Source organism: Staphylococcus sp. 8AQ, from assembly GCF_902506595.1.
Taxonomy (GTDB): Bacteria; Bacillota; Bacilli; order Staphylococcales; family Staphylococcaceae; genus Staphylococcus; species Staphylococcus pasteuri.
On record NZ_LR733871.1, the window covers coordinates 1035983 to 1056037 of the forward strand.

Genomic DNA, 20055 nt, shown 5'->3' on the forward strand with positions numbered 1-20055 from the left:
TGAATGTAATTTCTGTTAACCTCTTATTGAAAAATTATTATAAGTACTAAATGGTTTAGTGATCTCGATTGTAAAATAATTCTACGATTTGTTTTAAGTTAGAAGTATCATATTTATCATTAATATTTTCTAAAGATTTAAGTGCTTCATTTTTATGATAATTTAACTTTTCTTCTGCACCGTCTTTATTTAATAGTGATACATACGTACTTTTATCATTTTCTAAATCACTACCAACTTTTTTACCTAATTTTTGTTCGTCACCATAGATATCTAATAAATCATCTTTAATTTGGAACATTAATCCTAAATGATCACTAAATTCGTTTAACATTTCTGAAGTTTGTTCGTCAGTATGAGCAATATCTACTGCACTCATAATTGCAAAAGTTAATAGTGCGCCTGTTTTTGTTCGGTGAATTGCTTCTAAAGTTGATAAATCTATTGCTTTGTCTTCACTTTGCATATCAAGAGTTTGTCCACCGACCATGCCTAAATGTCCGCTAGCATATGCTAAACGTTGGATGACTTTGATTTTAGTTGTATCGTTTATATTTGTGTCATTCGATACTAGATCAAAAGCTTTTGTTAAAAGTGCGTCACCTGCTAAAATTGCTTTCCATTCGCCATATACTTTATGATTTGTTAGTTTACCTCTACGGTAATCATCATTATCCATCGCTGGAAGATCATCATGAATAAGCGAATATGTATGAATCATTTCTAATGCTAAAGCAGTTTGCATTCCTTTTTGGTAATCTACCTCTAACATATCTAATGTAAGAAGTAAGAGAACTGGACGGAGTCTTTTGCCGCCTGCATTAAGTGAATAAAGCATACTTTCCTCTAAATCAGTATTTAAATTCGACTGTGGAATAGTTTCTTTTAGAGCGATATTAATCTCATTAATTAAATCATTCATTTGTAGATTCTTCATTATCTTGCTCCTCGTTTTCCTCTTGCATTAATTTGTTTACCTTTTTCTCGGCATCTTTTAATGTTGAGTCACACGCTGTAGATAGTTTCATTCCTCTTTGATATAAATCTAAAGATTCCTCTAATGAGACGGTTTCATTATCTAATTTTTGTACGATACTTTCTAATTCTTGCATCATTTCTTCAAAGCTTTGTTTTTCTTTACTCATCATTACACCTTACTTTCTTAACAATGGCGTCGACTTGACCATCTTTCATAGTTAATACTATGTCATCATTTTCAGACATATCTTTAGTACTAGTTATAACATTGTCATCTTTATTAACAATAGCGTAACCACGTAACATCGTATTTGTTGGACTTAACTGATTAAGTTGTTCTAGCTTAGATTTAAGTTCTTTTTTATATTGAGTTAAATCATAATTCATCTTTTGTGACAGACGAGATTTGAATTGATCATTTTGTTGCTGATTTCTAATAATAGATGTTTGTAAGTGTTTAGGATTAAATCGTTGCTTTAATAAATTGAGTTGATGTTGTTGTTGTTCTAATTTAATCGTTAATTTTTGTTTTAATTGCTTTTCTAAATCGTCTCTTTTTTGAATTTGTTGATCATATAATAAAGATGGTTGTTTGAATTTATAATATGATGACAAATGCTCAAGATGTTTCTTTTGCTGTTCGACATATTGTTTAATGTGTCTAGTTAATGTGAATTGATATTGTTTGATTTGTTGCAATAATTCATACTGGTCTGGCGTTGCCATGACAGCAGCTTGAGTTGGCGTTGCAGCGCGTACATCCGCTACAAAATCACTTAATGTAAAATCTGTTTCGTGTCCAACTGCAGAAATAATAGGTGTTTCACATTCGAAGATTGCTTTAACAACTTCTTCTTCATTGAAGTTCCATAAATCTTCAATGGAACCACCGCCACGACCAACTATAATTGTATCAACATCAAGACTATCAGCATATTTAATTTTCTCTATAATGTCTTCTTTTGCTTGTTGTCCCTGTACGAGTGTACTTATTTGTACTTGTTCAACTAAAGGATATCTACTATTAATTGTTGAATGTATATCTCTAATAGCTGCTCCTGTACTTGCTGTTAATACCGCAATTTTCTTAGGGAATTTAGGAATAGCTTTTTTATTATTATTATCAAAATAACCTTCTTTTGAAAGTTTCTTTTTGAGTTCTTCTAATTTTTGATATAAATTGCCTATTCCATCCAACTGCATCTTATTAACATAAATTTGATAGTTACCTCTACGCTCATAAACAGAGACTCGTGCTTCTAATAAAACTTCGTCGCCTTCTTTAGGTTCGAAGTTAAGTTTTGACGCACTACCTTTAAACATCATTGCACTTATGACACTTTCTTTATCTTTCACATTAAAATATAAGTGGCCGCTAGAATGTTTTTTGAAATTGGATAACTCGCCTTTGATTAGAACTGATTGTAAATGTGGATCTTGATCAAATTTGTATTTAATATATTTGGTTAATGTTGAAACTGTTAAGTAATCAGTCATAATTATCACTCAATTTTATTAGTTTATATTACTTAATACACCATTGATAAATTTATAATGGTCGTCATCACTAAATTGCTTAGCTAGTTCTACGGCTTCGTTAATGACTACTTTTGCTGGAGTTTCACTATGCAAAATTTCAAATGTTGCCATACGTAAGATGATACGATCTGTTTTTAGTAATCTTTCAAGTGACCAATCTTTAAGGTATGGTTTTATTTTTTCATCTAAAACAGGTTCATGATCCTTAACTCCAGTTACAAGCCAATGAATAAAATCGAAATCTAAATCTGGATAATCATCTTTGATAAAGTTTATAGCTTCATTAATTGTTAAATCTGTATCTTTTATCTCTAATTGAAATAAAGTTTGGAAAGCTTGGACTCTTGATTCTTTACGACTCATAAATTACTCCTTCAAACGTATTTATAAAAGACAAGGTACTGTTGAGAAATATTATTTTAATTTTAAAATCTCTGAACAAGTACCTATCTTAAGTTAATATTTATTTTTCTATTACTATTTGAGTAATATGAACATTAATTTGTTGTGGTTCAATGGCTGCCATTGTTGATATTTGATTAAAAATAGCAGTTTGAATTTGATTTGCGGTTTTGGAGATATTGATACCATGCTTAAGTGCACAATAAACATCAATATAAATACCGTCTTCTCTTGCATCTATTTTTAAATCTCTATTTAAATTTTTACGACTAATTTTTTCTAAGTTAGTATTTTTAAGTTCTGCAAAATGTCCTGTAATGCCATCTACTTCTGATGTGGCAATACTTGCAATAACAGATAAAACTTCTGGAGCAATTTCGATTTTGCCTAAATTTGTATGAGAATAATCTGCAACATTGACCATTGTTTTAACCTCCTATTGTTTGTCATCAGCCATAATATTATATTTTTCAAGGAATTTCGTATTAAATTCACCACTTCTGAATACATCATTATTCAATAATCTTAGGTGGAAAGGTATTGTCGTATCTATTCCTAAAACTAAATACTCACTTAAAGCTCTAATACCTGTCATGATAGCTTCATCGCGCGTTGATTCATGAACGATTAATTTCGCTACCATAGAATCATAATAAGGTGGAATTGTATAATTAGTATAACATGCAGACTCTATTCTTACTCCGAATCCACCCGGTGCTAAATACTGAGTAATTTTACCTGGAGAAGGCATAAAATCTTTATATGGATTTTCAGCATTTATTCTAAATTCAATAGCATGACCATTAATTTTGATGTCTTTTTGTTTGAATGGTAATGCTTCACCCATTGCAACTTTTAATTGTAATTTAACTAAATCAACACCTGTTACCATTTCAGTTACTGGGTGTTCAACTTGGATACGTGTATTCATTTCCATAAAGTAGAATTTATCATCATTTAAGTCATATATAAATTCGATTGTACCTGCGTTTTCATAGTTTACAGCTTTAGCTGCTCTAATAGCTGCATTACCCATTTCTTGGCGTGTTTCTTCAGATAATATAGGTGATGGTGCTTCTTCAACTAATTTTTGCATACGACGTTGAATTGTACAGTCTCTTTCACCTAAATGGATAACATTTCCGAAACTATCACCAATAATTTGGATTTCAATATGACGGAAGTTTTCGATGAACTTTTCTAAGTATAAACCGCCATTACCAAATGCAGTTTCCGCTTCTTGTTGTGTCATTCTATATCCAGTTTCAAGTTCTTTCTCATCACGAGCAACACGGATACCTTTACCGCCGCCACCTGCAGTAGCTTTAATAATGACTGGGTAACCAATTTTCTTAGCGACTTTCTTTGCATCATCGATATTATGAACTAAGCCTTCACTACCAGGTACAACAGGTACATTAGCTTTTATCATTTCTGCTTTCGCAACGTCTTTGATACCCATTTTTTGGATTGATTCATAGCTAGGTCCGATAAATTTTAGCTGACATGCTTCACATAATTCTGCAAAGTCAGCATTTTCAGCTAAAAATCCATAGCCAGGATGTACGCCATCACAACCAGTTGATGTTGCAATTGATAGGATATTGGGAATGTTTAAATATGAGTCTTTAGACAGGGTTGGACCGACGCAGTATGCTTCATCAGCAATTTGAGTATGTAAAGCGTCTTTGTCTCCTTCTGAATAGACTGCAACTGTTTGAATACCTAACTCATGGCATGCTCTTATAATTCTTACAGCAATTTCACCACGATTAGCGATGAGTATTTTCTTCATTATTTCACCTTGAATAACGGTTGGCCATACTCTACCATTTGTCCGTCTTCTACTAATATTTCTACTATTTCTCCTGAAATTTCAGCTTGAATTTCATTGAATAACTTCATTGCTTCTAAGATACAAACAGTTGTATCGTTGGAAACTTTATCTCCAACTTGTACATATGCACCCTCTTCTGGTGAAGGTGATTTATAAAACGTTCCAACCATTGGTGCGTTAATTGTTTCGTAATTGTCTGAAGCTGTTTCTTGAGTTTGATTATCTTCACTAGGTTGTTGCACAGGTTGAGTAGCATGTTGAGGTTGTGCTATTGATTGCGCTGGCGCTTGTGCTACTTGTGGCGTTATAATTTCAGTTTCTTTTTGTTTTTTTAAGTTAACTACGCTACCTTTGTTATCTTCAATGTTAATTTCAGTTAAGTTTGATTGATCAAGAATCTCAATTAATTCTTTTATTTCTTTAAAGTTCATAATTATTACTGACTCCTTCAGTTTGTTTTCATCTACCCGTCTATTTTACTTGAGTAAACCGCTCAATTCAAGCATGAGAAGATATCCTCTAATTTCATTTTAAATTGAGAGCGATATATCAACGATTAAATTGATAAGTAATATAAATAGATTAATCGTATATAGTCATTTGTAAAACATAAAAAACGTGAAAGATCGTATGTTGATTGCTTTCACGTTATTGTGTTAGTTTAATATTTTTTATTGAAAATTTGATTTAAAATGCTTATTGCTTTATCAATTTGTTGTGAAGTAATAGTAAGTGGAGGTAGTAATCGAATAACATTTTGGCCTGTTGGTAAAACAATTAATCCTCGGCGACGAGCTTCGTTAAATAATTGTTCTATATTTAATGTTGTTTCAATACCAATCATTAACCCTTTACCACGGATGTCTATAATATTTGGATTATCATTTAATTGTTTTTTTAATTTAGCAAGTAAAGTTTTACCTTTTAAACTAATTTGATTTAAAAATTCTTTATCTTTTACTATTGAGAGGGTTTCTTTAGCCACTGTCATTGCTAATTTATTTCCGCCAAATGTAGATCCATGACTACCATAATCAAAGGCATGGCTCAAACGACGATGTCCTATCATAGCACCACACGGTATACCATTTGCTAGCCCTTTAGCAGATGTAATAATATCAGGTTGAATACCATACTGTTCATATGCAAATAACGTTCCAGTGCGACCTATTCCAGTTTGAATTTCATCTATTATCAATAATATGTTGTTGTCTTTGCATAACTGATTTAATTGATTAATAAATGTTGATTGCGCCAGATGTATACCTGATTCACCTTGAATTAATTCGAGCATAATTGCTGCAGTATCACTAGAAATTAATGATTTAACACTTTCAATATCATTGAATTTGGCAAACGAAAAATGTGGAACACCATCACCAAATCCATATTTAATTTTAGATTGTCCTGTCGCTGACATTGCACCATAAGTCCTACCGTGAAATGATTGTTCAAAGCAAATTATAGATTGTTTACTAGTGAATTTTCGTGCTAATTTAATGGCTGCTTCATTTGCTTCGGCACCACTATTACAAAAGTAAACACAATAGTCTTGATCATCTACTAACGATTTTGCAACTTCTTCTTGTAATGTATTTATGTATAAATTAGGCGTGTGCCAAATAAGGTTAATTTGCTGTTGTAATGCATCAATAAGTTGTGGATGAAATCCTAAGTTTGTAACACCAATTCCTGATGAAAAATCGAGATATTTATTACCATTTTCATCGATTAGTTCATTGCCCTGTGCTTTTACGAATTCAATATTTGATCGTTTATAATTTTGAAATAAATAACTCATTAGATGTTCCCCTCTATGACTGTCCCTGTTAACAAGTTGTCACCTATGATAACTTTCTTGACCCCTGATTTTACTGTATCAACAGCACTTTCAATCTTAGGTATCATTCCACCAGTAATAATGTTTTCTTTTATTTTAGTTTGTACCTCACTTATATGTAATCGATTGATAAGTTTTCCGTTTTCTAAGACACCTTTTACATCTGTCATTAGAATCAATTTTTGTGCTTTTAGTGAAATAGCTATGGCAGTTGCTAAATGGTCCGCATTAATGTTGATTAATTCACCATTTATATGAGTACCTAATGATGCTAATACTGGGATATTATTTTTATTTAAAAGAGCATTAATATAATTTGGATTAATTTGTATAGATGTACCTACAGAACCATATATTTTATAATTCAAATACTCTGCTTTTATAAATGAGAGTTGCTTATCTTTTAAGTGATTGACTGTTATGTTTTGCTTCTTTAAATATGCAGTTAATTGTGCACCTACATGATTGAAAAGTGCTTCTTTTATTATAGGAAGATCTGATTTTGATGTTATTCTAAGACCATCCTTTTTTATTGTAGTATGGCCTGCATTGATTAATAATTCTTCGATCACTTTTCCTCCACCATGTATGATAATAATTTGATATCGTTGTTTAATCCAAATTTTTAACTGTTGTATTGTTTCAGGTGTAATGTTTTTTGTTGCAATACCGCCCATTTTTATTACTATAATTTTATTCATATTATTACCTCTAAGTTGTATATAATGCGTTTATTTTTACATAGTCATAAGTTAGATCGCATCCCCAGGCAGTTCCATTTTGATTTCCTTGATGCATATTGATAGAAATTTTAATATGATCTTTTTTTAATAGATGCTGCATTTGTTGTTTATCAAAAGGTTCAGGAGTTGAATGAGTCATAACAAGTATATCTTCAATAGCAATGTCTATATTTGTTACATCAAAGTTTGTCTCTGTATAGCCTATAGCGGCGAGAATACGTCCCCAATTCGGGTCTTCTCCAAAAATTGCTGATTTAACCAAACTAGACCCCACTACTGTTTTAGCAATCATTCTAGCAGATGTTTCTGTAGGCATTCCCATTACTTTGACTTCTATTAGTTTGGTTGCACCTTCTCCATCTTTAGCGATTTTCATAGCAAGGTTTCGCATGACGTGCTCTAACATATTGCAAAACGTTATGTATTCCTCCGTGTTCGGTAAAATTTCTTGATTACGTGCTAAGCCATTTGATAATACAAGTACTAAATCATTAGTTGATGTATCTCCATCTATTGTGATTTGATTGAACGTTTTATTAACATTAGTTTGTAATGCTAGCTGTAATGTTTCAGTTGATATATTTGCATCACAAGTGATAAACGCTAACATCGTAGCCATATTTGGATGTATCATACCTGATCCTTTTGCGACACCTGCCATAGTTATTTTTTGTTGATAAATTGTTTCAGTGATTACACAGGTTTTAGTAGTTAAATCAGTAGTTAATATAGCTTTTGCAAAGTGATGAGCGTTACCATTTTTATTTAACCGTCTAATCCCATTGTCGATGATATCCATTGGCAAGTGTTTACCAATGACACCTGTAGATGCGACAGTTACTAGATTTTGATTAATGTTCAGTGCATTAGCAGTGAGTTGTTGCATTGAGACAGCATCTTCCATACCTTGAGAGCCAGTACATGCATTTGCAATACCAGAATTAACAATAATAGCTTGTACTTTACCATTTTCCTGAATAATTTCATTATTTAAAATTAAGGGAGCGGCTTTAACTTTATTAGTTGTTTGTACATATGCAACACTTGCGGGTATTTCAGACACAATCCATCCTAAATCTAAGTTTTTCTTTTTTATGCCTGAATGAATACCATCTGCGGTATAACCAATAGGACTTGCTATGTTTCCTATGATTTCTATCATGTTGTTACTCCTTACTATACTATTGATGGTAAAGTGCGAAGGCCTTCTGTTTCATCAAAACCATACATAAGATTAATATTTTGAAGGGCTTGTCCAGAAGCGCCTTTGATTAAATTATCTAACGCTACCATAATTGTTAAAATATTCATAGATTTATTATATTTAAAACCAATATTTACAAAATTTGAACCAATCACATCTGTCAATTGAGGCATGTTATTCACTATACGTATAAAATACTTATCTTTATATGCTGAGTCATAACTAAGTTTAATTTTACTTGGATGAATGTCACTATTTAACTTGCAATATATAGTAGAAATAATTCCTCTATTAACAGGTATTAATGATGTAGAAAATTGAATATTCTGTAAATTTTTATCGTACTTTTTTAGCATTTGTAGAATTTCTGGTATATGCTGATGTTCATTCAATTTATATGTAATATAATTATTGTTTATATTTACAAAATGACTAGTAGTGGTTGGGTTTTTACCTGCACCAGATAACCCACTCTTTGCGTCAATGATGATTGAATCTAACTGAATTAATTTATCTTTTACTAGAGGTATAAGTGCAAGTTCTACTGCTGTTGCGTAACAACCTGGGTTTGAAATGAATTTTTGGTTTTTTATATTAGAAAATTCAGGAAGACTATATGTAAATTGTTCTTGTATATCTAATGAAACTGCTTCTTTCTTGTACCATAATTGGTAATCATCAGGAGGCAGTCTATGATCTCCGGATATATCAACGACTGGAAATTGATAATTAATAAAGTATGAAGATAATTGACTTGCTATTCCGCTAGGTGTGGCAAATACTACTAAATCTGCATGTTTCATTATGTAACGAGCATCAAATGGTTTAATTACTAAGTCACAGATACCTTTTAAATGTGGATAGATTTCAGATAGTTTAGTGCCAGTAGATTGAGTCGCATGTATAGAAACAACTTCTAAGTGGTTATGCGAATGGATAAGTCGCACTAATTCTAATCCAGAATAACCAGTAATCCCCACAATACTAATACGCATACTTAAACCTCTTTTCGTATTTTTATACAATTATATTGTATACTTATAAAATTATCAAGCCTACAATATAATATTTTAGTTAATTAAAATGCAAAAAAACACTCACAACTATCATTTCTGACAGTTATGAGTGTTGAAGAACATCAATTTGATGACTATCCTCTTGAAATGTAACTTCCGTCTCCAGTATTAATTACTAGAATGTCACCTTCGTTAACGAATAAAGGTACGTTCAATGTATAACCAGTTTCAACTGTAGCTGATTTTGTAGCACCAGTTGCAGTATCACCTTTAATACCTGGTTCAGTTTCAGTAACTTCTAATTCAACAGTTTTTGGTAATTCAAGTCCAATTACTTCTCCATCATAAGATTGAATTTGAACTTCCATATTAGCTTTTAAATAATTTAATTCATCTTTTAGATAATCGCCTGGTAATTCTGTTTGATCGAATGTTTCATTATCCATGAATACATGATTATCACCATCTGCATATAGGTATTGCATACGACGATTTTCAATCATAGCTTGTTCAACTTTTTCGCCTGCTCTAAATGTTTTTTCTTGAATAGCACCAGTTCTTAAATTACGTAATTTAGAACGAACGAATGCAGATCCTTTTCCTGGTTTTACATGTTGGAAATCAATTACTTTCCAAATACCATTATCTACTGATATTGTTAAACCTGTTTTAAAATCATTTACTGAAATCATTCAGTTTCCTCCTCAATATACACGCTTATTCTAAAATAATAAGGTCTTTTGTGCATTTAGTAAAGACTTCACAACCATTTTCTGTAATTAAAATATCATCTTCAATTCTAACGCCACCTAATCCATCAACATAAATACCTGGTTCAATCGTAACGCAATTATTAACTTGAAGATGTCCAGATGCTTTTTGTGAAAGCAATGGTCCTTCGTGTATGTCTAAACCAATACCGTGACCTAATGAATGGCCAAAATGCTCACCATATCCTTTTGCTTCAATGTAATTACGGGATAATGCATCTGCTTCTTTAACAGTTAAGCCCGGTTTAATTTCATCGATAGCTTTTATTTGTGCTTTTAATACTATATCATAAATTTCTTTCATTTTTGGATCTGGTTCACCTATCGCAAATGTTCTTGTTATATCAGAACAATAACCTTTGTAATATGCGCCAAAATCCAATGTGATCATATCGCCTTGCTCAATAATTTTATCACTTGCCACACCATGAGGTAAAGCGCCTCGATAACCTGATGCTACAATCGTATCAAAAGAAGGACCATCTGCTCCTAATTGTAACATTTTACTTTCTAAGGCAGCTTTGACTTCACGTTCTGACATACCAGCTTTTACAACTGTTAATATATAGTCATATGTTTCGTCAACGATTTGTGCAGCTTTTTTAATTATATCAATTTCTTCTTCTGATTTTACTTCTCTAATTTTTTCAATTGCATCAGAAATACTGATTAATGTAATCATACCTTTATTTAATTCGAGGTACGTATCATAACTCACCTCATGACCTTCAAAACCTACATTTTCTAATTTTTCTTTTTCAAGAATAGATTTGATTTCGGAAATCATATCATTTTTTCTATTTACAATTTCAAACTCAGTAGCTTGTTTTTTAGCTTGTTCTGTATATCTAAAATCTGTAACTAAATATTTGTGGTTTGATGAAATAATCAATGCCCCACTTGTACCAGTAAATTCTGATAAATATCTTCTGTTGTAATCTGAAAGGATGACAATTGCATCTAGTTTTTTAGATTTTAATAATTGTTGAACTTGCTCTAATTTATTCATATAATACCTCCATAATTAGTATAACGTTTGTACATTTTATTTGAATACATTAAAATGATAGCATAATCAATAAATAATATAATAGTTTTTAGTTTAGGGAGATAATCATGAAGAAATATATAATCGTGATTGGCGCATCTTGCTTATTAGCTGGTTGTGGTAGTCAAAATCTTGCACCACTAGAAGATAAAACTACAAAACTTAGAGATGACAATCATCAATTAAAATTAGATATTCAGCAATTAAATCAAGATATTAGCGATCAAAAATCTAAAATTGCAGGATTACAAAAAGATAAAGAAAATAGTAAGCAAACAGCTACTAATAAGAAAAAAGAAAAGAATTTAAATGCAAGCTCTTCTTATTATAATAAAGTTGCAAAATCTATAGAGAAGTATAATGACATAGATGCGGATGTGACTAAAAATAAAGGAAGTAACTCTATCCAAAAGAAATTATCAACAATTACATCTGATTTAAACGATGCTTATAGTACATATAAATCTGATATAGATGAAGACTCAATGACAAGTGAAGATAAATCAACGAAAAAAAGTATTAATAAGATAAATAAAAATATAACTTCAGCCTTTAGTGACATCGAACAAGGTTATCAAGAAAAAAATAAAAAGAAAATTAATAAAGGACAGAAAAAATTAGCTAGTGTACAAAGTGAAGTTAATTAGAATTAGGTGGATTTAAATGAAAAATATAATGTTTTATATCGTTATAGCGATTGCAGCATTTGGTTTGATAATGAATTTAGACGTATTTTTGTTTTCAATCGTTAAAATGTTAATTAGTTTCGCAGTTTTAGTGTTAATTATTTATCTAATATACTACTTTTTCTTTTTAACAGAAGATCAAAGAAAGTATAAACGAGCTGCAAGAAAATATCGTAAAAGAAATAAATAGTAATAAAAATAAGCAGTAGTCATTGATATCATTAATTTGATGATGACTACTGCTTTATTATTGATTATATTACTTTCTATATGTCCATTCATCTGAACGGAATTTTTCTTCTAGTTCTTTAACTTCGTTCATTTGTTCATCTGTAAGTGTTAATGGTTTAAATTCAATTTGTAAACCTTCTTTAAAACCTTCTTTAAATGCATCTTCCATTTCATTTAGGGTTATGTGCTTTTCTGAGATGTCGTTAATCGCTACCGCTTTATCTACAAATGCTTCTTTCATTTTGTTTTTTAATCGATCATGTTTAAAAATAAATAAGTCAAAAAGTTCGTCTACATCAATGTCTTGTAAAATAGATCCATGTTGTAGAATCACGCCTTTTTGTCGTGTTTGTGCACTTCCAGCAATTTTACGACCTTCAACAACGAGTTCATACCAACTAGGTGCATCGAAGCAAACTGAACTACGTGGTTGTTTTAATTTTTCTCTTTCTTCTTTGGAACGAGGAACAGCAAAATAAGTTTCAAAACCTAAATTTTTAAATCCTTCTAATAATCCTTGAGAAATAACTCTATAGGCTTCAGTTACAGTTGTAGGCATTTTAGGATGTGATTCAGGAACAATAACACTGTAAGTTAGTTCTTTGTCGTGTAACACACCTCTTCCTCCAGTTTGTCGTCTCACTAGTCCATAGCCTTTTTCTTTTACCTTTTCAATATCTATTTCTTTTTTTAATCGTTGGAAGTAACCTATTGATAGTGTCGCAGGATTCCATGTATAAAACCGTATGACCGGATCAATTTCCCCCCTAGAAACGAAATTAAGTAGTGCTTCATCCATTGCCATATTGTAATATGGATCTTTACTACCAGTGTTAATAAAATTCCATGTTTCTGTCATGATTAAATCCCCCATTAATAATTGCTTTAGTAACAAATTTGATTATAGCCCTATAATTACGAATAAATTATTAAAACATCTGTAAATGTATAAAAATATTTTGATAATTTGTTCTAACAGTCTTATAATTATAATATCGGTAAATTAGGGAGGATGCAACATGAGTATCTCTTTGTATATTGCAATTATTATTTTAATAATAATAATTGGTTATATGGTCGTTCAACAAATTCTTAATAAACGAGCTGTTAAAGAATTAGACCAAAATGAATTTCATAAAGGTTTACGTAAAGCACAAGTAGTTGATGTGAGAGAAAAAGTTGATTATGATTATGGTCACATTAACGGTGCTCGAAATATTCCAATTACTATGTTTAAACAAAGATTCCAAGGTTTAAGAAAAGATCAACCTATATATCTTTGTGATGCGAACGGTATAGCAAGCTATCGTGCTGCTCGTATGTTAAGAAAAAATGGCTATAATGATATTTATATGCTTAAAGGCGGCTATAAAAAATGGACTGGTAAAATTAAGTCCAAAAAATAGTCATTTGATATTTTTATGAAAATATTAAATGATTTCGGAGTAAAGATAATGTGACTTATATAAAGTCGCATTATCTTTACTCTTTTTTATGTAAAAAGAGCCCGTTAGTGTACTGGAATGATACACTAACGGGCTCTATAAAAATTATTATTTTTCAGCATGTAGATTTTCAAATTTAAGAATTGGTTTTCTTGCAGCTGTTGTTTCATCTAATCTGTCTATTATTGTAGTATGAGGGGCTTCAAGAACTTTATCTGGATCGTCTTTAGCTTCATTAGCAATTTGGATTAAAGTATCTGCAAAATGATCTAATGTCTCTTTAGATTCAGTTTCTGTAGGTTCAATCATCATACCTTCTTCCACATTTAATGGGAAGTAAATTGTTGGCGGATGTACACCGAAGTCTAATAATCTTTTAGCCATATCTAATGTTCTAACACCATATTGTTTTTGTTTAATACCACTTAACACAAATTCGTGTTTACAATATTGTTGATATGGAATCTCAAAATGATCATTTAAGCGTGCTTTTAAGTAGTTAGCATTTAATACCGCAGCTTCTGAAACTTCTTTAAGGCCTTTTGCACCCATTGTTCTAATATAAGTATAAGCTCTTAGATAAATACCAAAGTTACCGTAGAATGGTTTAACTCGTCCAATAGAGTTTTTGATATCATTATCATATTTATAATAGTCATTTTCTTTAATTACCATTGGTTTTGGTAAATAACTTGCTAATTCTTTTACAACTCCCACAGGTCCAGAACCAGGGCCACCGCCACCATGTGGACCAGTAAATGTTTTATGAAGATTTAAATGAACTGCATCAAATCCCATGTCTCCTGGGCGAACTTTATCCATAATAGCATTTAAGTTAGCGCCATCATAGTATAATAAACCACCAGCTTCATGGACAATTTCTCTAATTTCCATAATATTTTTTTCAAAAATACCTAATGTATTAGGATTCGTTAACATGATCGCTGCTGTATTTTCATTTACAACACGTTTTAAGTCTTCAATATCGACTTCTCCACGTTCGTTTGATTTTACGGTAACTGATTTGAACCCAGCAAATGATGCTGACGCAGGGTTTGTTCCGTGAGCTGAGTCAGGAACGATAACTTCATCACGATGACCTTCACCATTATTTTGGTGGTAAGCTTTGAAAATCATTAATGCAGTCCACTCACCATGTGCCCCTGCAGCTGGTTGAAGCGTAACTTCATCCATACCTGTAATTTCTTTAAGTTCTTCTTGTAAACTATAAATAATTTCAAGAGATCCTTGGATTTGGTTTTCATCTTGAAGTGGGTGTGCTTCACTGAAACCAGGAATTCTTGCTACCTTTTCATTAATTTTAGGATTGTATTTCATTGTACATGAGCCTAACGGATAAAAACCAGTGTCGACACCGAAGTTTTTGTTAGATAACTCTGTATAGTGACGTACTAAATCTAATTCAGCTACTTCAGGGAATTCAGCTTTATCTTTTCTAATAAATTTATCATCTAAAATCGATTCAAATGAATTGTTGTTAATTTCGCTTTGCGGTAAAGAATAGGCATATCTACCCTCTTTAGATCTTTCAAAAATAAGTGGACTTGATTTACTTACCATTAATTTCACCAGCTTTCTTAACAAATGTATCGATTTCTTCTTTAGTTCTTAATTCAGTAACTGCAATAAGCATATGGTTATTGAATTCACTTGAAACTACACTCAAGTCAAAGCCACCAATAATATCTTCCTCAGCTAAAGCTTTATTAACTTCAATAATTGGTTTATTAAATTCTACTACGAATTCATTGAACGAAGTACCTTCTAAAACATTAAATCCAGCGTCTTTAAATGATTGTTTAGCATAGTTAGCATGTTCAAAGTTTTGTACAGCTATATCATATATACCTTGTTTACCTAAAGCTGACATTGCAATAGATGAAGCTAGAGCATTTAACGCTTGGTTAGAACAAATATTTGAAGTTGCTTTATCACGACGAATATGTTGTTCACGTGCTTGTAAAGTTAATACAAAACCTCTGTTTCCTTCATCATCTTGGGTTTGACCAACTAATCTACCTGGTACTTTACGCATTAGCTTTTTAGTAGTAGCGAAGTAACCACAATGTGGTCCACCGAATTGAGATGGAATACCAAATGGTTGTGTATCTCCAACTACTATATCAGCACCGAATGATCCAGGAGGTGTTAATAAACCTAATGCTAAAGGATTAGCATAAACAATGAATAATGCTTTTTTATCTTCTATAAAGCTTTGAATTTTCTCTAAGTCTTCTATTGAACCAAAGAAATTTGGATATTGTACAGCTACTGCTGCAGTATCATCGTCAACTGCTTGTTCTAGTTTTTCTAAATCAGTTATAGTACCATCTAAATCTACTTCTACGACTTCAAATTCTTGACGTGTTTTAGCATACGTATTTAATACTTGTAATGCTTGATAATGTAATCCTTTTGATACAACAATTTTATTCTTTTTAGTGTGACTATAAGCTAAAATACATGCTTCAGCAAAACTAGTCATACCATCATACATAGAAGAGTTTGCTACATCCATATTAGTTAATTCACAAATTAATGTTTGGAATTCGAAAATAGCTTGTAGTTCGCCTTGTGAAATTTCTGGTTGATATGGTGTGTAAGCAGTAAAGAATTCTGATCTAGAAATCATTGCATCTACAACAGAAGGTGCATAGTGGTCGTACACGCCAGCACCAAGATAAGATGTGTGAGTTTCTTTTGTAACGTTTTTACTAGCAACTTTATTTAAACGTTTTAATAAAGTTGTTTCAGATTCACTCTCTCCAATGCCTAAATCTCTATTTAATAAAATATCTGAAGGAACGTCTCCAAATAATTCATCAATTGATTTTGCACCTATAGTGTCTAACATTTCTTGCTTATCTTGATCAGTTAATGGTATATAACGATGACTCAATTCGTCCACCCCTTTGTTCTATTTTTCAATTTGGTTCTTCTTAACAATTTTTGCTTTTACTTGTCTTTTTCTAATTTGAACAAGTACTTCTTTACCCATTTCAAACTCATCTCTATTGATAATAGCTAATGCGATTGATTTATCAGAAGAAGGAGATTTTGTTCCTGAAGTTACTTCTCCAATTTGATTACCATCTAAATCTAATACTTCGTATCCAGTTCTAGCAATACCTTTATCTAAAATTTCTAATCCAACAGTACGTCTTGTTGAACCATTTTCTTTTTGGTCTTTTAATACAGATTTACCGATAAAATCTTCTTCAATTAAAGGTTTAGCAGCAAATGCAATTCCACCTTCATATGGAGTAATTGATTCAGTTAAATCTTGACCATGTAATGGTAAACCAGCTTCTAATCTTAAAGTATCTCTAGCTCCTAAACCACAAGGAACTACGTCGTATTCTAATAAACCATTCCAGATATCTACAGTATCTTTAGCATCACAATAAATTTCAAAACCGTCTTCACCTGTATAACCTGATTGAGAAAGAATAACGTTTTTATTTAAAAGTTGAACATCTTTTTTAAATTCAAACATACCCATTTCAGAAATATCTATGTCTACTAATTTTTGAATTAAGTCTCTAGCTTTTGGTCCTTGCAATGCTAATTGACCATAATCTTTAGAAACATTTTTTACTTCAACATCAAATTTTTTAGATTGTTTTTCAATCCATTGGAAGTCTTTATCGGTATTTCCGGCATTAACAACTAATAAATAGTCATTATCTGCTAATTTATATGTAACCAAGTCGTCAATAATGCCGCCTTCTTCATTACATAAAGCAGTGTATAGTGCTTTTGAATCAGTTAGATTGTTAGTATCATTCGATAAAATATATTGTACAAATGCTTTTGCCTCTGCACCTTGGATTTGAACTTCTCCCATATGACTTACATCGAATAAACCAGTTTCATAACGAACTGCATTGTGCTCTTCTTTAATACTTGAAAATTGAACAGGCATTGCCCATCCACCAAATTCTACTATCTTAGCACCACTGTCTACATAATTTTGATATAATGGCGTCTTTTTTAACTCGCTTGTCATGTCAAAACCCCCTATATTTATTTAAAAACAGAGTAGCAAAACAATTGCTACCCTGTTTAAAGTTATTCTCCAGGAACGCGTAACAGTATTATCCTTTTGCCTGAGAGTTTCGTAGTATTGCTACTTGCACCTTCGGCGATAAAAGCTATCTTTTATTCTCTCTAATACTGATCAATCGCTATTTAATGAAGTTGTAATTTCTTGATAAATATCTGATACATTTTGATTACTATTCACTTTCATGAATGCGATTTCATTATATCTTGAAATCCTTGATGAATACAAGTTTTTTAGTTGATTTAGTGACTTATTATTAGCATTTGGTCTATGAGGATCATTAACAATCCTTTCAAATACAATTTCAATGTCACAATCTAACCAAATTACATTTTTTTGTAATTTTAATAAATCAAGAGAAGCTTGATTTTCAATTATTCCACCACCTGTAGAAATAATATCAAACTTATTTAAAGTGTCTTTTAAATATTTATACTCTAAATCTCTAAAGTGTGTTTCACCTTTTTCATCAAAGATTTGAGGTATTGTCATATGTTCTTTTAGTTCAATATATTGATCTAAATCCACATAACTTAGTTTTAATTGATTTCTCATGTAACTTCCTACTGTAGTTTTACCAGTACCCATGAAGCCTATTAATATAATTGGTGTTTTATTTAATTGCAACAACATCTACCTCTTTAAGCTTATTAACTATAACTTCTTGATATGTTTTTTCTAAGTTATGTGTTGTCTTTAATTTTAAACTATATTGGCTTACATAAAAAGATATAATGGTTAAATAAATGAAAAAAATAATCATTAAAAAAGGACTTATAAATGCTTTTTGCTTATAAATAGAGGGTTTTGATTTGTTTATAATTCGGATTTCCTACCTTCAGTATAATTTTGATTATGTTATCATTCGACTTTATTATTTTTTCTACAATAACTTGATTTAATAAAGTAACATTCCCCTTGCCGTTAATTTGTTTGTACACTTTATTGTTTTTAAATGTATATTCTACGCCACTTTCATTATTCCTTAAAATGAATGTATGATTGTTTTTTACAAATAATTTAAGATTATTTTGATTTATGTCTCTTATTAAATCTCTATGAAAGAATTCAAATTCTATCGAGCTGTTTTCGTTAGCTAACGCTTTATAATGACTCACTAGTTTTATAGTTAAGGGTAGTGAAGTAAGAATTACTATGGTAATAAGTAGAGCAAAAATCATTTCAATAAAAGTAAACCCTTGTATCCTATTTCTTAATACAATAGTTTTTCTTTTTTGGCCAATTTGAAACACAAATTGTTTGTTTAGACATTTTAACTTGAAATTGATCAATAAATACTCCTTGCTTTATTTGTTTTATATCGAATTTATTTAAGGCTACTATAATGACTTTTTGCATTTCTAATAAATCTAATTGATTTTGATACGTTTTAATAAGATGATTAATTGAACTCATGAACACAAGAGTAATCATACTCATGATTAAAAAGGCCAATAAACTATCTAATAGAACACTCCCCTTAATTTTATATTTTAATATACCTTATGCGCCCCTTTTCTATGTGAAATATTAATTTATAATTCCCATGTTTCATTTTTAAGTTTATTGAACCAAAATTATTAATATGTCCATCTTTATTAAATGTTAATAATTGTATCTTAGCTATATTGACTATTTTTCCGCCTTTAATTTTCAACTGATATTTTGAACCATGTTCTTCTTTTACTTTTATAGAATTTGTTTGGTTAGTAAATATTAATGAAATTGATTGTTTCTCATTGATAGCTTTAGATTTTAAATAATTCATTTGAGTTATCAGATGATTAATGTTTAATTCTTCGTTAGAAGCTGATACTGATAATAGTGTTTTACCAATAAGTGTACATGCAGTTAGTATAGCTAGAATAAACATAACCATTAACATCTCTAGATAAGTAAATGATGGTAAATATTTAATTTGCAACCGCTTCGCCATTATTAATACTAATAGTTTCTCCTGATTTGCAATTTTTTTGGTTTTCTTTAATAAATCCTTCAGAAATTAAATCTTGGATGGTATTAGGATTTCTATTGTGTTTTAAAGTATATGCTTCAATTTGACTATTAACCATTTTCACTTGAGCGTCACAACCAGTAGTTTGTATATGAGCGGTTTGTTTAGCTATATTGGGAATAATTAGAATAAGCAATAAGCTAATTATTAATAAAACTAGTAACATTTCAATTAATGTAAATGCCTTTTTGTTAAACAGTGTTTTGAATATCTTC

At 30.8% G+C, this 20055-nt stretch carries 24 protein-coding genes and 1 riboswitch; of the genes, 3 read left to right on the forward strand and 21 right to left on the reverse strand.

The window, feature by feature from the left end; all coding sequences use genetic code 11:
* Positions 1-55 precede the first annotated feature (55 nt).
* The 13 genes from GVY01_RS05030 to GVY01_RS05090 all read right to left on the reverse strand — a co-directional run bounded on the left by GVY01_RS05030 (position 56) and on the right by GVY01_RS05090 (position 11338).
* Complete coding sequence (locus GVY01_RS05030; protein ID WP_017637923.1) at positions 56-937, reverse strand: polyprenyl synthetase family protein; 882 nt, start codon at positions 935-937, stop codon at positions 56-58.
* A complete protein-coding gene (locus GVY01_RS05035; protein WP_017637922.1) occupies positions 915-1145 on the reverse strand; it encodes an exodeoxyribonuclease VII small subunit in 231 nt (76 codons plus the stop codon). The genes GVY01_RS05030 and GVY01_RS05035 overlap by 23 nt, the downstream gene beginning before the upstream one ends.
* Positions 1138-2475, reverse strand: a complete 1338-nt coding sequence (xseA, locus tag GVY01_RS05040) for an exodeoxyribonuclease VII large subunit (RefSeq protein WP_017637921.1) — start codon at positions 2473-2475, stop codon at positions 1138-1140. The genes GVY01_RS05035 and xseA overlap by 8 nt, the downstream gene beginning before the upstream one ends.
* An 18-nt stretch (positions 2476-2493) precedes the next feature.
* Positions 2494-2880 (reverse strand): transcription antitermination factor NusB, encoded by a 387-nt coding sequence (gene nusB, locus GVY01_RS05045; protein WP_017637920.1) that lies wholly within the window; start codon positions 2878-2880, stop codon positions 2494-2496.
* A gap of 100 nt (positions 2881-2980) precedes the next feature.
* Entirely contained in the window at positions 2981-3343 is a 363-nt protein-coding gene (locus GVY01_RS05050; RefSeq protein ID WP_017637919.1) for an Asp23/Gls24 family envelope stress response protein, read from the reverse strand.
* Positions 3344-3355: 12 nt separating this feature from the next.
* On the reverse strand, positions 3356-4714 hold the full coding sequence (gene accC / locus GVY01_RS05055) for an acetyl-CoA carboxylase biotin carboxylase subunit (protein ID WP_017637918.1): 1359 nt from the start codon (positions 4712-4714) through the stop codon (positions 3356-3358).
* On the reverse strand, positions 4714-5187 hold the full coding sequence (accB, locus tag GVY01_RS05060; RefSeq protein WP_017637917.1) for an acetyl-CoA carboxylase biotin carboxyl carrier protein: 474 nt from the start codon (positions 5185-5187) through the stop codon (positions 4714-4716). Before accB ends, accC begins: the two co-directional genes overlap by 1 nt.
* Before the next feature lie 230 nt (positions 5188-5417).
* A complete protein-coding gene (locus tag GVY01_RS05065) occupies positions 5418-6557 on the reverse strand; it encodes an acetylornithine transaminase (protein ID WP_159333664.1) in 1140 nt (379 codons plus the stop codon).
* Positions 6557-7297, reverse strand: a complete 741-nt coding sequence (gene argB / locus GVY01_RS05070; RefSeq protein WP_029055298.1) for an acetylglutamate kinase — start codon at positions 7295-7297, stop codon at positions 6557-6559. Before argB ends, GVY01_RS05065 begins: the two co-directional genes overlap by 1 nt.
* A gap of 10 nt (positions 7298-7307) precedes the next feature.
* On the reverse strand, positions 7308-8501 hold the full coding sequence (gene argJ / locus GVY01_RS05075; protein ID WP_159333665.1) for a bifunctional glutamate N-acetyltransferase/amino-acid acetyltransferase ArgJ: 1194 nt from the start codon (positions 8499-8501) through the stop codon (positions 7308-7310).
* A 14-nt stretch (positions 8502-8515) separates the two neighbouring features.
* Positions 8516-9538 carry an N-acetyl-gamma-glutamyl-phosphate reductase gene (gene argC, locus GVY01_RS05080; protein ID WP_017637913.1) on the reverse strand — a complete coding sequence of 341 codons (1023 nt, stop codon included), beginning with the start codon at positions 9536-9538 and terminating at the stop codon, positions 8516-8518.
* A gap of 155 nt (positions 9539-9693) precedes the next feature.
* A complete protein-coding gene (gene efp, locus GVY01_RS05085) occupies positions 9694-10251 on the reverse strand; it encodes an elongation factor P (protein WP_017637912.1) in 558 nt (185 codons plus the stop codon).
* 25 nt (positions 10252-10276) lie between these two features.
* Entirely contained in the window at positions 10277-11338 is a 1062-nt protein-coding gene (locus GVY01_RS05090) for a M24 family metallopeptidase (RefSeq protein WP_017637911.1), read from the reverse strand.
* A gap of 107 nt (positions 11339-11445) precedes the next feature.
* Between GVY01_RS05090 and GVY01_RS05095 the strand changes: the two genes are divergently transcribed.
* Both GVY01_RS05095 and GVY01_RS05100 read left to right on the forward strand, forming a co-directional pair.
* On the forward strand, positions 11446-12024 hold the full coding sequence (locus tag GVY01_RS05095; RefSeq protein WP_029055295.1) for a hypothetical protein: 579 nt from the start codon (positions 11446-11448) through the stop codon (positions 12022-12024).
* A 16-nt stretch (positions 12025-12040) separates the two neighbouring features.
* Positions 12041-12253: an SA1362 family protein gene (locus GVY01_RS05100; RefSeq protein WP_029055294.1), complete on the forward strand. Its 213-nt coding sequence runs from the start codon at positions 12041-12043 to the stop codon at positions 12251-12253.
* Positions 12254-12322: 69 nt separating this feature from the next.
* Here the strand turns inward: GVY01_RS05100 and GVY01_RS05105 are convergent, their stop codons facing one another.
* Positions 12323-13153 (reverse strand): lipoate--protein ligase family protein, encoded by an 831-nt coding sequence (locus GVY01_RS05105; RefSeq protein ID WP_029055293.1) that lies wholly within the window; start codon positions 13151-13153, stop codon positions 12323-12325.
* A 160-nt stretch (positions 13154-13313) separates the two neighbouring features.
* Here GVY01_RS05105 and GVY01_RS05110 point away from each other — a divergent pair, with 160 nt between their 5' ends.
* Entirely contained in the window at positions 13314-13700 is a 387-nt protein-coding gene (locus tag GVY01_RS05110; protein WP_017636957.1) for a rhodanese-like domain-containing protein, read from the forward strand.
* A gap of 147 nt (positions 13701-13847) precedes the next feature.
* Here GVY01_RS05110 and gcvPB read toward each other — a convergent pair whose 3' ends face one another.
* From gcvPB to comGC, 7 genes are all read right to left on the reverse strand, one after another.
* Complete coding sequence (gene gcvPB / locus GVY01_RS05115; RefSeq protein WP_017636956.1) at positions 13848-15320, reverse strand: aminomethyl-transferring glycine dehydrogenase subunit GcvPB; 1473 nt, start codon at positions 15318-15320, stop codon at positions 13848-13850.
* Entirely contained in the window at positions 15310-16659 is a 1350-nt protein-coding gene (gene gcvPA, locus GVY01_RS05120) for an aminomethyl-transferring glycine dehydrogenase subunit GcvPA (RefSeq protein ID WP_017636955.1), read from the reverse strand. The genes gcvPB and gcvPA overlap by 11 nt, the downstream gene beginning before the upstream one ends.
* A gap of 18 nt (positions 16660-16677) precedes the next feature.
* Positions 16678-17769 carry a glycine cleavage system aminomethyltransferase GcvT gene (gene gcvT, locus GVY01_RS05125; protein ID WP_017636954.1) on the reverse strand — a complete coding sequence of 364 codons (1092 nt, stop codon included), beginning with the start codon at positions 17767-17769 and terminating at the stop codon, positions 16678-16680.
* Between the two features lie 78 nt (positions 17770-17847).
* A riboswitch (glycine riboswitch) is annotated at positions 17848-17944 on the reverse strand.
* Entirely contained in the window at positions 17941-18459 is a 519-nt protein-coding gene (locus GVY01_RS05130; RefSeq protein WP_181299894.1) for a shikimate kinase, read from the reverse strand. It overlaps the preceding riboswitch by 4 nt.
* Positions 18460-19032: 573 nt before the next feature.
* Positions 19033-19242: a hypothetical protein gene (locus GVY01_RS05135; RefSeq protein ID WP_159333666.1), complete on the reverse strand. Its 210-nt coding sequence runs from the start codon at positions 19240-19242 to the stop codon at positions 19033-19035.
* Between the two features lie 70 nt (positions 19243-19312).
* Positions 19313-19750, reverse strand: a complete 438-nt coding sequence (comGD, locus tag GVY01_RS12525; protein WP_046466732.1) for a competence type IV pilus minor pilin ComGD — start codon at positions 19748-19750, stop codon at positions 19313-19315.
* Positions 19740-20051: a competence type IV pilus major pilin ComGC gene (gene comGC / locus GVY01_RS05145; RefSeq protein WP_029055749.1), complete on the reverse strand. Its 312-nt coding sequence runs from the start codon at positions 20049-20051 to the stop codon at positions 19740-19742. The genes comGD and comGC overlap by 11 nt, the downstream gene beginning before the upstream one ends.
* Between the last annotated feature and the right edge of the window lie 4 nt (positions 20052-20055).